The sequence below is a fragment of the Desulfoscipio sp. XC116 genome, assembly GCF_039851975.1.
Lineage (GTDB): Bacteria > Bacillota > Desulfotomaculia > Desulfotomaculales > Desulfallaceae > Sporotomaculum.
Genome location: NZ_CP156660.1, coordinates 996,722 through 1,010,487, shown reverse-complemented (window position 1 = coordinate 1,010,487; position 13,766 = coordinate 996,722). Strand labels below are relative to the sequence as shown.

At 51.5% G+C, this 13,766-nt stretch carries 16 protein-coding genes; all 16 read right to left on the bottom strand.

The window, feature by feature from the left end; all coding sequences use genetic code 11:
- Window positions 1-33: 33 nt before the first annotated feature.
- Complete coding sequence (locus ABDB91_RS04690) at window positions 34-462, bottom strand: A24 family peptidase (RefSeq protein ID WP_347490468.1); 429 nt, start codon at window positions 460-462, stop codon at window positions 34-36.
- The gene (locus ABDB91_RS04685; protein ID WP_347490467.1) at window positions 450-3,590 is read right to left on the bottom strand and encodes a hypothetical protein; all 3,141 of its coding nucleotides are present in this window, start codon (window positions 3,588-3,590) and stop codon (window positions 450-452) included. Before ABDB91_RS04685 ends, ABDB91_RS04690 begins: the two co-directional genes overlap by 13 nt.
- A complete protein-coding gene (locus ABDB91_RS04680; RefSeq protein WP_347490466.1) occupies window positions 3,587-4,072 on the bottom strand; it encodes a hypothetical protein in 486 nt (161 codons plus the stop codon). Before ABDB91_RS04680 ends, ABDB91_RS04685 begins: the two co-directional genes overlap by 4 nt.
- Window positions 4,073-4,097: 25 nt before the next feature.
- Entirely contained in the window at window positions 4,098-4,580 is a 483-nt protein-coding gene (locus ABDB91_RS04675; RefSeq protein WP_347490465.1) for a DUF4320 family protein, read from the bottom strand.
- Window positions 4,581-4,626: 46 nt separating this feature from the next.
- Window positions 4,627-4,836, bottom strand: a complete 210-nt coding sequence (locus ABDB91_RS04670; protein ID WP_347490464.1) for a hypothetical protein — start codon at window positions 4,834-4,836, stop codon at window positions 4,627-4,629.
- A gap of 77 nt (window positions 4,837-4,913) precedes the next feature.
- Window positions 4,914-5,165: a hypothetical protein gene (locus tag ABDB91_RS04665; RefSeq protein ID WP_347490463.1), complete on the bottom strand. Its 252-nt coding sequence runs from the start codon at window positions 5,163-5,165 to the stop codon at window positions 4,914-4,916.
- A 61-nt stretch (window positions 5,166-5,226) separates the two neighbouring features.
- Window positions 5,227-6,129, bottom strand: coding sequence for a hypothetical protein (locus tag ABDB91_RS04660; RefSeq protein ID WP_347490462.1), 903 nt, complete (start codon window positions 6,127-6,129; stop codon window positions 5,227-5,229).
- Window positions 6,130-6,141: 12 nt separating this feature from the next.
- Window positions 6,142-7,056, bottom strand: coding sequence for a hypothetical protein (locus ABDB91_RS04655; RefSeq protein ID WP_347490461.1), 915 nt, complete (start codon window positions 7,054-7,056; stop codon window positions 6,142-6,144).
- On the bottom strand, window positions 7,053-8,285 hold the full coding sequence (locus tag ABDB91_RS04650; RefSeq protein WP_347490460.1) for an ATPase, T2SS/T4P/T4SS family: 1,233 nt from the start codon (window positions 8,283-8,285) through the stop codon (window positions 7,053-7,055). Before ABDB91_RS04650 ends, ABDB91_RS04655 begins: the two co-directional genes overlap by 4 nt.
- A 152-nt stretch (window positions 8,286-8,437) precedes the next feature.
- Window positions 8,438-9,172: a cobalamin biosynthesis protein CobQ gene (locus ABDB91_RS04645; protein ID WP_347490459.1), complete on the bottom strand. Its 735-nt coding sequence runs from the start codon at window positions 9,170-9,172 to the stop codon at window positions 8,438-8,440.
- Entirely contained in the window at window positions 9,165-9,872 is a 708-nt protein-coding gene (gene cpaB / locus ABDB91_RS04640) for a Flp pilus assembly protein CpaB (protein ID WP_347490458.1), read from the bottom strand. The genes ABDB91_RS04645 and cpaB overlap by 8 nt, the downstream gene beginning before the upstream one ends.
- A 195-nt stretch (window positions 9,873-10,067) precedes the next feature.
- Window positions 10,068-10,235, bottom strand: a complete 168-nt coding sequence (locus tag ABDB91_RS04635) for a hypothetical protein (RefSeq protein WP_347490457.1) — start codon at window positions 10,233-10,235, stop codon at window positions 10,068-10,070.
- A 63-nt stretch (window positions 10,236-10,298) separates the two neighbouring features.
- Window positions 10,299-11,219, bottom strand: a complete 921-nt coding sequence (locus ABDB91_RS04630; protein WP_347491529.1) for a ParB/RepB/Spo0J family partition protein — start codon at window positions 11,217-11,219, stop codon at window positions 10,299-10,301.
- Entirely contained in the window at window positions 11,185-12,009 is an 825-nt protein-coding gene (locus tag ABDB91_RS04625) for an AAA family ATPase (RefSeq protein WP_347491528.1), read from the bottom strand. The genes ABDB91_RS04630 and ABDB91_RS04625 overlap by 35 nt, the downstream gene beginning before the upstream one ends.
- A gap of 307 nt (window positions 12,010-12,316) precedes the next feature.
- Window positions 12,317-12,703, bottom strand: coding sequence for a hypothetical protein (locus tag ABDB91_RS04620; RefSeq protein WP_347490456.1), 387 nt, complete (start codon window positions 12,701-12,703; stop codon window positions 12,317-12,319).
- A gap of 86 nt (window positions 12,704-12,789) precedes the next feature.
- The gene (locus ABDB91_RS04615) at window positions 12,790-13,758 is read right to left on the bottom strand and encodes a caspase family protein (protein WP_347490455.1); all 969 of its coding nucleotides are present in this window, start codon (window positions 13,756-13,758) and stop codon (window positions 12,790-12,792) included.
- Between the last annotated feature and the right edge of the window lie 8 nt (window positions 13,759-13,766).

Sequence of the window (13,766 nt, the reverse complement as noted above, 5' to 3'; positions counted from 1 at the left end):
TCAACTCCACAAAAAGCACCCCCTTGTATTCAGTCAGCAGGTCAGTCCATATATAAAAAGAACACCGGCGCAGATAAAAAAGCCGATGCACAAAAACACAGCCAGCGGTATGCTTCTCTGCCGTGTAGCCACTACATAAATGCAAGCGGGAAGCAGGGCAAAAAAGAGAATGGCCGCCAGCGCGTTCAGACCAAAGCAAAAGCCCAGCGCCACCGTCAGCTTGATGTCGCCGCCGCCCACGCCGCCGTATTTCACGGCCAGAAGGAGCAGACAAAGCCCCGGTATAAGCAATCCCGCGATTCGCTCATACGGAGCCGGGTCCGGCAGCAGAAAAGCGGATATAAGCCCGATCAGCAAAATGGCAATCCAGGTCCAGTCGGGAATGATCCGCTTCCGGTAATCCATAACCGCCGCCCACAGGAGAGGTATGGCGCAAAGCGGCAGCACCATTACCAGTCGCACGTGGTCACATCGTCGGAATACATGCTGTCCACCACATGGATTTTAAGGTTCCCTCCTGTAATCCATCGGGATAAGGTGCCGCCCGGGGTATGCACGTCGGTGACCAGGAGCTGCGCGATATAATCCTTATCGTCGGGGAACCAGATGGGGACGTACTGCTTCCGGTATTTGAAGGGAGAGGCGGGATTCTCCTGAAAAATATATTGACCGCCTTCTCTGGTAAGAGGGATGGCGGTGTCATAGCGGTATTCAGGAAGATAAACCTCCGCCGTCTGCGGATTTGTGATCAGCTCCGGCCTGTCATAGTTGGTGCTGACAGATGTGGCAACCTTGATGGAATAGCCGTAGCCGGATTTCAGATAGTCCTTGCCTTTGGTGTCATAATCCAGGATGGCGCTCGCCTTCAGCTCGGCGTAAAACTCACGCCATACAAACCGGCCGTTTTCATACCGCTGTTCCCACCACGTCACTCTGGCCTGTTCATTCCTTTGCGGCGGTTCGGGCAGCGTCCGGCTTTCCTCCGGCTCTCCGTAGGTCACGTTCCGGATGACCGCCTTTTGCTTGTAAATATTGTTGTCTGCGCTGCTTTCATTCACCAGGGTTTGGTCGGGATTGATGATGGCGGTCAGGGTAATGTCCTTGTCAGCCTGCACATTGGGGGTATCCCAACGCAGGGATACCACATTCCAGGTATTCTTTTCCATCACGACAGCGTCTATGCGTTTTGAAACGGACAGCTCGGGAATCTGGAACAGCACGGCGACATTCTCCCCCGGTGTAAAGTCGAGACTGCCGCGGTTGCCAACCTTGACGGTGGTAACAACCGCCTGATTCTCCTTGTATCTGTCCGGTGTAATCCGCTGCACATCCAGGTCATAGGGGCGTTCCAGCACCATGATTTCAGCGGAAACCTGATTGTTGCTCAAATTGGTGTCCATATAGCCGTTGGGAGGCCATACCCGCGCCGTTATTTGAATAGGAACGTCCTTTGGACCCGCGGTGCCGGTCACAAGGTAGGCTTTCTTTTCATACGGCTTGAAATTACCTGTCACAGGTACGGCGGAAACCGTCTCGCCGTTGACGGTCACCTTCAGGCGCACATCGGACAATACCATGTCGGTGGAATTGGCAAAATACACCGTAAAGCTGTAGCCTTCCCGTTCGTAGACAGTCGGCGGTGAGGATAGGTTTACCCATACGTCGCAAAGCCTGTAAATGGGTGTGTCCGGTTCATCGGGATTGTCAGGCTCATTGGGGTTATCCGGCGTGTCAGGGATATCCGGTTCATCAGGAGTATCTGGAATGTCGGGGGTGTCGGGCCTATCGGGAGTATCCGGCTTTTCCACTACGGTAATGCTGGAAACGGCGGTGTTGTTGACGGGATTTTCATCTGTAAAGCCCTCCGGTGCTTCCACATTGGCCCTCAAACGGTAAACCTGGCCTGCGCTGCCGGCCGTGCCGGTGATAGTGTAGGTTTTGATTTCCTGCGGCGCGAAGCTCGCTGTTTTCGGAATCTGCGGCAGTACATTTTCATTGCTTTTTCCTTGGATGAGCGCCGCCTTGACCGGAACATCGGAATGATTGGCAAAGCTCACGGTAAAGCTGTAAGCCTCGTGTTCATAGACGGTGGGCGGGGCCATGATATTGGCTGACAGGTCGCAAGGCTCTTTTGTCTCGGGCGGCGGCTCCGGGGGATTTCTGGGCTCGTCGGGTGTATCCGGCGTATCCGGCTCGTCGGGCGTTTCATTGTTGCCGGGCGTTGGCTCCGGCGCGGAGTCAACCACCTTGATGACCGCCGTGGCCGTGTTGTTGGCAAGGTTCCCGTCGATAAAGCCCTCCGGTACTCCGATATGCGCCCAAAGGCGGATTTCACCGGCGGCGGTGTCTGCGCTGCGCTTCACCTCATAGGCTTTGCTTGTATTCGGAGGAAAGTCCTGCGTGACCGGTATTTCCTCAATGACAGCTTCATCCACCATACCTTCCAATGGCACATCATAGGCCGAACTGCTTCCACTGTTCGTATACAGAACGGTGAAAGAGTAATCCGCCCCACGGTTTACTGTGGCGGGGGCGCGGATGGCAACCGACAGGTCGTTTTCCTTCTGAGCTTTGAATTTGAAAAAGAAATCGGCGGCAGGGATTTGATAATGGATTTTCTGCGTGATCTCCACCTGTGTTTTGCTTTCCCCGTCGGCAAACTCTTTCGTTTCCGGGGTGTAATACCATTCCAGCCCCATGTACTGAAAGTTGCGGGATAGCTTAATGTCATCCTTATGGAAGGTGACGGAGGTGGTCTGATAAGGGTAGAACAGCTCCGGCACGCCCTTGTCCTGTGCCGTGAGCTTCCCGTAAGCCTCCTGCTTGTCGTCGCCGCACCAGGTCGCTTTTACGTCAATTTTAACCGGGGCCTGATAGGAAATGGCGGTATTTCGCATAGTTGCAAAGGCAATCAGGGTTTTGTGCGTCCAGCCGAAGCCTGTGGTCAGAGCGTCAAAATCCGTGTTTGCGTCATAGCTGCCGTAAGCTTCGCCCGTAGAGATATTATGAATTTCCACCGCAAGGCTGCCCTTCAGGCTGTAGGTTCCCCCGTCAAGGCGTCCGATCCATCCGGCGATGCGCTGGTTCTCATGGTCCGCCACGGTGTTCGCATTTACAAGTTCAATGTGCTGCGGTTCCGGGAAGGACTTCACCAGCGTATCGCCCTCATAGATATCTGTAATCAGCATGCCGACTGTACGGTATCTGGTGTCGTAGGTGGCGCGGACCTGAAACACCACATTGGCCGTGACGGTGAGAACAGCGCCCTGATCGGTCTTGGCCGTGATGGTATAGGGACCGCAAAATTCTTTGCTTTCTATGGTCAAAGTATAGCTCGGCGGTATCGTCCGGCTTTCGCCGCCGTATTCCAGTTCCCCATCTGTCAGTGTTCCGGCTGACGCCGTGACGCTAATGGGAATTTCAGCCGGAAACTGCTCCACGGCCACCACGCCGCTTTCATTGGTCAGGCTGTCTATGGGGGAAGCTACGAGGATTTCAATATCGCTGTCTGTCGCGGCGAATGCCTTGGCGGAAAGCAGCAGGCAGCACAGGACCAAAAGGGGCATGGCAAGTAAAGCTTTTCGTTTCATTCGGAACCTCCTTCCGTGATTTGCGTGTTGACGCTGGATATGCTGAAGGGAAGCCGGGCCTCCCCGGTCAGGAAGCTGAAAATGCTGCGGGTCCTAAGCGCCCCGTCCATTGTCAGCCGGGGCGGGGTCTCGGTGGCGTGGATACGTTCGATTTCCAGCTCGTATACCCACTCGTCACCGGCGTATTTGTTCAGCCCCGGGTCCAGCGTCATGCTTTCGCGCAGGTATTCGTACAGCCTTTCTTCCGCCACCGCCGTATCCAGCAGGGCGTGGCCGTCCCTGCGGTACTCGTCGCGCATGGCATACTCCACGGCGCTGTTCACGCCCCGTTGGAGTACATATTCCACCTGCTGATACAGGCTTTCCATGCGGAAATACTCGATCAGGACGGCGGACAGGGTCAGGACGAAAAAGACGAGAATGATGATAAACACAAAGGTATCGCCTTTGCGGTTTCGCAGTGCCCGTTGGATCAGGACCACAGACTTCGCCTCCTCTCCAGGGCTCTCATTCCGAAAGCTTCCAATATTTTTCGGACATGCCGGTAATGCTGACTTTCATCGGAATTTGAATTTCCACCGGAGGCGCAAAGGATGGGGTCAGGACGGCAAAGGGATGGCTGTAGCGCATGGTAATGGTGAAATTATCCCGCAGCTGGATTTTCTGATCCTCGCAATACTCCACATCCTCAACGGCCATCTCCGGCGAAATGCCGGTCTGCTGTTTGAGCCTGTAGAAAACATCATAGGCCCGGTCGGAAACCTGCCCTTCCAGCTCCACCACCCTTACAACGCGGCGGCAGACGTGGTTTAGATTAAGATAGGCGGTAAAGACGCTTAAAAAGGATATCACGGTTGCCATCAGCGTAATAACCACCAGCGTTTTTATCATCAGGTCAAAATAGCTGCTGCCCTTCTTGCTCAAAAGCAGCTTTGGAAAAAGCAAAGGGGGAGAAAATCTCCCCCGTATGCCCCGGTGACTGCTGTCCATGGATTTCGCACCTCCCGCGCTTGCGGATATGCCTTTTGGTCACCTATCAGCTTAACAGACCGGTAATTTTGCTGACGATGCTGTTCCAAATCTGCGTAATGGAGCCCTGATACAGGGTCATAAAGATTGCGCCCACCACCACAACGATAAGCACGACGATGAGCCAGCCGGTCATCTGGTCGCCGGACGGATTGGCCAGTACATTTTTGGCTTTAACAGCCGCTGCCTGGATTTTGCTTTTTACTGTTTTCAACATAACACATACCTCCATTGAATTTGTTTAATGGAAAAGGAGGGAGCCGTGCTCCCTCCCGTGCAAAGGGGAACCGGCTGTTAATTCAGCAGGTTGGTAATCTTGGCGACAATGCTGTTCCAAATTTGTGTGATGGAGCCCTGATACAGGGTCATGAACACGGCGCCTACCACGACAACGATGAGAACCACTATGAGCCAGCCGGTCATCTGATCGCCGCAGGGATTCATCAGGGCGGCCTTCGCTCTTAATAGAGCGTTTGCCAGGCGTTTTCTCATGGAATTGATTCTCCTTTCCTGGAAATTTGTACTTGCGGTGTTGACGCTTTGCATGGGTCGTACCTCCTGAAAATGTATTTTTTATTTGAAAAGGGGCGCTGCCCATTTTCACGGATTAAAAAAGGCCCCCCATTGACCGAATCAAGTGGGAGCCGATGACATACAGCAGGCTGGCCAGGGTTAGCGCCACCAGGGGGATGGACGCGATTTTCACCCTGCGGGGCAGCGTATGCAGCTTTTTCCTGAAAACCTCCTTGGCCTTAACGTCCATGTCTCTGGCAAGATACGATAAAGCCTCGCCTTGATGCTCGCCCCGGTGCAGGCCGATTAAGGCGTTGACTAAAAAGGAAACATCCGTTAAGCCGAGGCGCTCATTGAAGCTCCGCAGGGCGGTTTCGATATCCTTCGCCTTCATTTCCACGATTAGGATCGCCACGTCCTCCCGGAACGCCTCGCTGGCTACCTTGAGGTAATCCTCAAATATCTGGATTAAATCCACCTGCACCACAATCCGGCCATTCTCGCGCCCGCTGTCCTCCAGCCGGTACAGGATGGACCGCACAAAGCCCGGCAGCTCCATTTCAATGCGGCGTTTTTTCTCATTCAGCGCATCATTCAAATCGGTCGTGAAATGGCGGTACACGACCACCGCCAAGATCAGGATGATGGGTGCGAGATTGGGTGCTCCGATGACCATGAACAGCAGGGCAAGAGGCAGGGTAAAAAGAGCGCCCAGGATAGCCTTGGCTTGGTACTCCTTGGGGGTTAACTCCAGCCCGCCACGCCGCAGCATGGAGGCCATCCGCGCCTCCTTGACGGGGTCGAGGGGAATAAACCGGGAAATAGGTCTGGCAAGGGGCATGAGAAAGCGATTTATCAATCTATCCGGCCTTTCCTTGGCGGCCTGTAGATTTTTGATGTTCTTTTTCATACTGAGCTTCGGAATCTTGAGCAGCTGCCTGCAAAGCAAAAATCCTGCCGCGGTCAGCAGGATAAAAATAATGATCTGGTAAAACAATGGCGTTCCTCCTCATTTATTGGACGGCTTTGTGGCCTTCATCACATAGAAGGCGGTGCCCAGCGCGGCCAGCAGCATGAGGATGATCAGGAGCTTGCCGACGGCGGTTTGGGTCAGCAGGTAAAACCATTCGGCGTTGGCGAATCTCGTCATGGGAATGATGGAGAACATCAGGCCCGCCGTCAGCAGATAGTCGCGCCACACCCGCACCATCATGCCGTCGCTCTCGACTTGCATGGATTTGGCGTCATTCATGGCCTTGATGACGGGGAACAGGGCAAATTTCAGCCTTCTGTCGTTATGACACAGGATCAGAGTCTTGACCCATTCGTTAAAGTAGCGGTTTTTGATTTTTGCGGAAAGGCGATAAAGGCCGTGCTCTACATTGGGATTGACCAGGCGGATTTCCGTGATAAATTCATCAAAGGGCGTCGTGCTTCTCAAATGCGCCGGGACATAGCGGTTCTTTTCCTCCACATAGGCTTCCACCGCCTTGATGATATCGTCGCATCCCGCGTAGGCGTTGGTGATGATGGACATGGTGTTTTCCAGTCCTTCGATTTCCTCCTTGGCCGTTGCCGAGCTTTTTACCGTCAGATAGAAGTAAGGGGCGGGCAGCATGCAGACAGCCATTACCGCCGCAAGCTCCGCGCCGCCGAACAGCAGCATTCCCGCGGTAAAGCCCCCCGCCGCTGACAGAAGCGCCATAACGAAAAATTTCTTTGGTGTGCATCGGGTCTGCCGGAACAGCGAGGCAAAATGGATGGCAATCCGTTCGGTGATTTTCAGCTTTGTCCCTGTCAAAACCAGGCGGCGCTTTTGCAAAGGATTTTGTGCCGCGGCGAAGGGGCTTAAGTTAAACAAAAGAAACAGAGCCAGGCTAATCAGGGCGAATATGGCGACAAGGGCAAAGGCTATGAGGTTCATGCCGCACCGCCTTCCGAAAAGCGGCGGATCTCCCTTTGCGGCACACCGCCGATCAAAAGCTTTTCGGCAAGGGCCGGAGAAATATTCCCCGTGCGCCGGTGACTGCCTGCCACCTTGGCAATTCTGCCCTCGCCGTCGCGTTCATAATGATCCACCACGTATTTGAAAAGCGTGGTTCCGGCAACTTCACCGTTCTTTATCCCGGTGGCTTCAAAGATTTCCATGTACTTTCTGGACTTGTCGGGCAATTGCATTTTGAACAGCAGCACCGGGAAGGCTTCCACAATATTCTTCAGGAGCCTTTCCTCCGAAAGGGAGGTTCCGGCCTCCAGGCACATGGTCAGGACGCGGTCATAAGCTGATCTGGCGCTGTTGGCGTGCAGACTGCTGACAACCGTGTGGCCTGTTCTGCCCGCTTCCTGCACGGTGAGGGCCTCTTTGCCGCGCATTTCCGCAGGCACCAGGATTTCCGGGTGCAGGCGCAGCGAGAGCTTCAACAGGTCCAGCATGGTAATCTCGTTCGGTGCTTCCTTAGTCAAAAGGTGGATGACGTCGTTTATCATTGCGCCGTTTTCATCGTATCGCGCCAGTGACAGTTCACGGGTGTCCTCGATGGTCACAATGCGTTTTTCATTGGGGACACAGCTTAAGATATAGCCCATATCCGCCGTTTTCCCGGAGCCGGTGGCTCCGGCAATGGCAAGCGATACGCCGTTGTTGACGCACATAACCAAAAAGTCCAGCTCCTCGGCTGTGGCCGTGTCCCATTCAATGAGGTTTTCCCTTGTAATGTAGGAGGGCTTTTGTTTTCGGACGGAGGCAATCGCCCCGGCGTCGGGGTCAACGCAGGGTTCAATGGCTCCCGACATGCGGACGCCGCGGGCGATGAAGCTGTCCCCGACAGGCTTGGAGCCGTCCAGGATAACGCCGCCAAACCGGCTCATTTTCCGAACGATGTTGGCGCAGGCTTCCGCGCTGCTGAAGGTTTCATTTAAGCGTATCTTTCTGTCCTTATACAGTACCCAGACGCCCCCGAAGCCGTTGACGTTGATTTCCTCCGTTTCACTGTCCTGCAGGTACGGGGACAGCAGCCCCATACCGGCCATGTCGTAATAAACGGCGTCCACCAGTTCGGAAATGTTCCGCAGGCCTTTGGCTACCAACTGCTCACTGTTGAGATAGCGCATGATAAGGTCTTTAAGCTTCCCTTCGGCTTCCTCTGAGTACAATACCTCTGCCAGCTCTGCCGAGTGGTTCTTGGCGATAAGCCGCTGCAGCTTGTCGAGGATTTCCCCATATTCCTGCGCCTTGACGCTTTCTCCCCTGTCGGAGCGCTTTTTGTTGGCCCTATAAATTAAGTCGTTGACGGAAAATCTGCTGTTCATGGCTTCCCACCCCCGCAGATTTTTCCGGCGATTTGCTCCAGCGCCTTGCCGTAGCATCTGCAAGCGCGATCACGGAAGAAATACAGGGGCGTTCCGGCGTTTTCCAGCTCACCGGCGCGTTTGATGTGGGGCACTTCATAGACAAAAGGCGTCTCCATGATGCTCCGGTAAGCCTGGTCGTCAAATTCCCCATTGGGAGCGCGCAGGATGTGGATTTGCTTCTCTTCGATATGCAGCTCCCTTGCAAAATCTGAAACACCCGTGTACCACATCTTAGCCGCGATAGATGGCCTGTGCAGGGTGAAAATGGTGTCAGACAGCCACAATCCCACGCCGGATACCGGATTGTTTACCTCCGCGGCTCCATCCACAATGAGAAGGTCAAACGCAAGGGCGGAGGCGTTGATCATCCGCTCCACGTCCTCAATGGCCACGGTATCGCAAAGCAGTCCACTGTATTTGGTAGGTGCGGACAGGAAAAACAGGTTTTTGCTCTCCGTATAAGCCGTGAAATTTTCACCGATGTTGGGGGTCTCCGCGTTGAGTGCTTCAAACAGTCCCTTTTGCGGGAGAACCTCCTGGCCGAAAAAGGTTTGCAGCTCTCCATAGGTGAGATTCGAGGAAATGAGACCGACGAGCACATCCCGCTTTGAAAGGGCGCAGGCCAGGTTGACCGCAAAGGTGGTTTTGCCGCTGTGCTTGCCGCCCCATACGGCAATGATTTTACTCATGATCCGCACCCCGCTTCTCAAAGATTAAATGCAATTTCCCCGTGTACTCGGCCTGAATGAGTTTTTCCGCCTGGGCTTCGGTGACAATGAGGGTCACGGCCTTGGGAACCGGATCGCTGTTTGCCGATTGGCTGCTCTTTTGCTGCTCCCGCATTTCGGCGGTGTCCTGGGTCCGGGCGTTCTCGACGCTGTATGTTTCCAGCCCTTTTAATTCAGGATAAATAATGACCTGCGGGGAGGTATCCCGGCCATCGGACGCCTTTTCTAAGAATATGGCCACCGTAACAGCATCTCCGGCTCGCAAGTGGGAGGAAAGCCCCGCCGCGATGCTGGGAACGTTGATGGTAACAAGGCGCTGGTTGTTCTTCACAAGGCGGTCAAGCAGCTCGTTGGCAAGAAAGCTGCCGAGCTTTTGAGGGAAGAAATAGTCTCCCTTGGCAATAGCGGTTTGCGCCACCTTACCGACAAGCTGCGCTTTGTCGTTCAATACGCCCTCCGACAGCCCGTAGCCGCCTACCTCCACGCTTGCAAGGTGGTGCTCCGCAAGCTCCGTTCCAGCCGGGATATCCTGCGCCGCCCGCAGCACCGTGACCGTTGCGCCTTTGTCCTCGTAGAAGCGCGGCAGGAGCAAAAAAGAAACGCCCGCCGCCAGGACAAGGCAAAGGACGCTTAAAAAGATTCGGTTTTTTATTAGTTCCAAAGTGATACTTCCTCCTTCCGAAGATTTTAGTTTAGAGGACGGCCTTACCTACCGAAAAAGAAGGAAGGCCGTCCGGTCTGCTTTTCATTCTTTTTTCGGCCGGTGGCTTTTGGGGCAGTGGTGAGGAGGGGAATGACGAAAGACGGCGCGGTCTGCGTTTTTCGTAAGTAGAGGAGCTAGCCCCTTCGTGTAAAATCACTTTTTTATTACGCACTTTTGGCCACATTTTCCTTGATGCCTGTCAAAGTGCGGACAATGCTGGCAATCCCGTCTTTCCGCCGCTTTAACGGGTTTGCGGTCATGTCCCGGTTTTTCCCGCATTATGCGTTCACATTCGCGCAGCCGCCCTTCCGTAAAGTACATCCAAGCACCTCCTTCCAAAGGGCATAAAAAAATCGCCCTCCTTAAGAGCGAAGCTGCCACGGTTCAGCGTTCCTGTTCCCGCTGCCGTTTTTTATACCAGCTTTCCAGGAGCTGAACGATTAAATCCTCTTTTTGCTTTTCCGTAAAGCTGCTGGGAAAAAAACGGTCGATGCGTTCCCGTTGGATATTGAATTTTTCCTTTTGATTCGGCTTTTCCTCGGTGAGAATGGAAAAAATGACATCCATATTCAGCCTGCCGTCCTGACTAAGCTTTTTCATCCGTTGCGCCTGGGCCAAGGACGGGGTGCAATCTTCCGACTGTATGGTTTCGTAAAGCTCCTGCTGTTCCTTTTCGGCCAAATAGGAAAGCTCAACAGCGGGGTTAAAGGCAATTTGTCTTTCGTCCACCATTTCAAGAATGGAAGGGCTAAGCTCAGTTAAGCGGATATATCGCTGGATTTGATTTCTGCTTTCTCCGCTTTGTTCAGCTAATATTTGGTCTGAACGTTTTTGCGTCCCAACTTGGGACACATTTTCTTTGCTTGGTCTGCCTGCTTGCCGTTTCATGGCATCCAGCTTCATCTTGTAGGCAAAAGCTTTCTCACTCGGCAGGATGCTTTCCCTTTGCAGATTGCTGTCAACCATAATAATGGTGGCCTGATCGTCGTCCAGTTCCCGGATGATACAGGGCATAGTTTCCAATCCCGCAAGCTCGCTTGCCTTTTTACGCCGGTGTCCGGCCACCATTTCATAGCCGCCGTCCGCTTTGGGCCGCACAAGGCCGGGGACTAAAACGCCGTATTGCTTTACGCTGTCCGCCATTTCCAACATAGCCTCATCCGCTTTCACCTTAAAAGGGTGGTCGGGGAAATCACTGATTTCCGACAGGGGGATGTCCATCACCTTTTCGCGCTGCTGCTCGGCGCGGCTTTCCTCGGTGGTGAACAGGTCATCTACTGAGGCCAGCTTTATGCTGCTTCGCACGTCGTTTTTCGCCAATGTCCCGCACCTCCTTCGTAAAGGCTTCATAGGCTTTTGCCGCCAGACCGTGAGGATCGTGAGCATAGATGCTTTTCCCTTTGGCGCTGGTTTCAGCCGCACGGATGGACAGGGGGATTTCCGTTTGAAAAATGCGCAGCTTGTCGCCGTAGTCGCGGCGCAGGATAAAGGAAATATCCTTGGCAAAGTTGGTGCGGTTATCCATCATTGTCACCAGAACGCCGTCAATGGTCAGCTTCGGATTGATTTGCCGCCTTACCTTGGCTATGGTCTGCAAAAGCTGCGTCATTCCCTTGGCGGGAAGATAATGGGCCTGAACCGGAATAATTACGCTGTCTGCGGCGGCAAGGGCGTTGATGGTCATCATACCCAAGGAGGGCATACAGTCGATCAGCACATAATCATACCTGTCTTTGACAGTGTTGATGTAGCTGCGCAGTACCGTTTCCCGGCTCATGGTGTTGACGAGGGAAACTTCAATGGCCGACAACTCAATGTTGCCCGGCATGAGATCAACGCCTTCCGCATGGTGAAGGAGTCCCTCGTCAGGCTCATATGATTCTTCCAACATGTTTTTGGTTAAAACGGTAGCCAATGAAACAGATAGATTGTCCGGCTCATGGAAGCCTAACGAATCCGTTAGGTTGCCTTGCGCGTCCGCGTCCACTAAAAGAACCTTTTTACCCTGCATAGCAAGGCCGATACCCAGATTGACCGTTGTGGTCGTTTTGCCCGTGCCGCCCTTCTGGTTGGCAAGGGTGATTACTTTTGACACTTGAAATTCCCCTTTCACGTGAAAAAGCCGCCTGCTTATCGGGATAATAAAGCAAACGGCTTTTAATTGTGGTTTATATATGAAAGAGGACATAATCAATCAAAACCATGTCCTCTTGTTCATTTATTTGATTGTAATATGGACTAAACGAAGTTTACCGTTCCTGATAATCAATGCATTATAAACATAATACGAAACTCAAATCGTATTGATCGTGCATGTAGTCTACTCGATAAACTGTAATTTGTAGGATAAGAGTATTTCTAATCATGCGCTATTTCACTTTAATAAAAGAGAATACTCACTTTTACCCTATAGCATTCTCCAAACTATCTTTTCTGCATGCAATAACTTCAATATCATTATCTTCCCAAAAAGATGCTACACTAGTTGTCGTTCCAGTGTTAACTGCTATAATTTTCTTTCCTTTACTAATAGCATAATTAATTTCTGTACGTCCCATGCTGCCTACCGTAACTGCTGCTGGACGTGCTGGTGCAAGAATCACACTAGCACTATCAATCTTGCCTTTTATTGCATCTGTCACTTGCTTTTTTGTTCCCACCAATGGATCAGAACTCTCAACCGAACGATCAGACACGTCATATTTTGACCTATCTAATACTGCACTAATTTTCTCGTAATCCTCTTCATAATCCCAACGATGACTTATGAACACATTCTTTTTTCCCATTTTCATGACCTCCACTTAATATTTTATATACTTAAATGTCCACAACTTGCATGGACTTATAGCCGCTTCTAACATCATGAATATCTTTAAATATTTCCTTTATTTACCAGATTCCAATAATGTTGTCCTTGAGCTGTTAATTTACACGACTCATGTTTTATCGCAGCGTAGTACATATGATCAGCATTTACCGGTACCACTAAATTTAGCTTCACATATTTTTGCAAAATTGAAAATATCTCTTCATGTTCAAGATTTACATCTTTAATGTCAGCCTCGTGTTTATCTGGTTCATATGTAGGATCCAATGCGTATTCATCATACGGCGTAATAAAGAATTCCGTAATGCGACGCAATTCTCCAATAGCAATTGGTGGAGCATTTTTTCTAAGCGAAACAAATTGCTTTATATTTGCCTTAAACACTGGTCGTTGCTCCCATCCTCCCAAAGAACTATCTATATAAGAATAAATGCTGCCAGGAGAAACCTCACCAAGTAGATTCATTGCTCCACCATATAATGCTTCAATCAACAACGATGTAAAAACACCATGACCATTTTCTTCCGATGAATACTGATTTTCGTCGCATGCCGCTAAAATAGTTGTGCCATTATGTAGCACAGAATAATTTTGCATTTCTTTTGAATTTGCTGCTCGTCCGCTGAAACAGCTATCAAGTATTACAATTTTGTTTTGTGCACGGGAATCAGCTACTATCCCCATAAGGTCATTCAATGATAACCCTTGATCTTCTCTTTCCACTTCGCTAGTACATAGATATCCACCAAGTGCATCATAAGAACCATGTCCGGCATAATAAAAAACAGCAACTTCGGATTCATCTCTAAAAAGATCTTGAACTGCATCTTTCAATCCCTCTCTAGTAATGTAAGATGCTTCGCTTGTTGCACATAGAAGTTTCGTAGAAAAATTTAGTGTTCCATCGCCATTTCTCTCTAATGCTGCTTTCACCCCATTTGCATCATTAACACATCCATGTAAATCTTTGATTTTCTCGTAGCTATCAATTCCAACACATAATGCCTTTCTCATTCTGCTCC

What these genes read in the sequence shown, in the direction of transcription:
- ABDB91_RS04675 (WP_347490465.1), bottom strand. Translation starts at nt 4,580, where the DNA reads ATGGACAGCAGTCACCGGGGCATACGGGGGAGATTTTCTCCCCCTTTG.
- ABDB91_RS04620 (WP_347490456.1), bottom strand. Translation starts at nt 12,703, where the DNA reads ATGGGAAAAAAGAATGTGTTCATAAGTCATCGTTGGGATTATGAAGAG.
- ABDB91_RS04670 (WP_347490464.1), bottom strand. Translation starts at nt 4,836, where the DNA reads ATGTTGAAAACAGTAAAAAGCAAAATCCAGGCAGCGGCTGTTAAAGCC.
- ABDB91_RS04665 (WP_347490463.1), bottom strand. Translation starts at nt 5,165, where the DNA reads ATGCAAAGCGTCAACACCGCAAGTACAAATTTCCAGGAAAGGAGAATC.
- ABDB91_RS04685 (WP_347490467.1), bottom strand. Translation starts at nt 3,590, where the DNA reads ATGAAACGAAAAGCTTTACTTGCCATGCCCCTTTTGGTCCTGTGCTGC.
- ABDB91_RS04645 (WP_347490459.1), bottom strand. Translation starts at nt 9,172, where the DNA reads ATGAGTAAAATCATTGCCGTATGGGGCGGCAAGCACAGCGGCAAAACC.
- ABDB91_RS04635 (WP_347490457.1), bottom strand. Translation starts at nt 10,235, where the DNA reads ATGTACTTTACGGAAGGGCGGCTGCGCGAATGTGAACGCATAATGCGG.
- ABDB91_RS04615 (WP_347490455.1), bottom strand. Translation starts at nt 13,758, where the DNA reads ATGAGAAAGGCATTATGTGTTGGAATTGATAGCTACGAGAAAATCAAA.
- ABDB91_RS04655 (WP_347490461.1), bottom strand. Translation starts at nt 7,056, where the DNA reads ATGAACCTCATAGCCTTTGCCCTTGTCGCCATATTCGCCCTGATTAGC.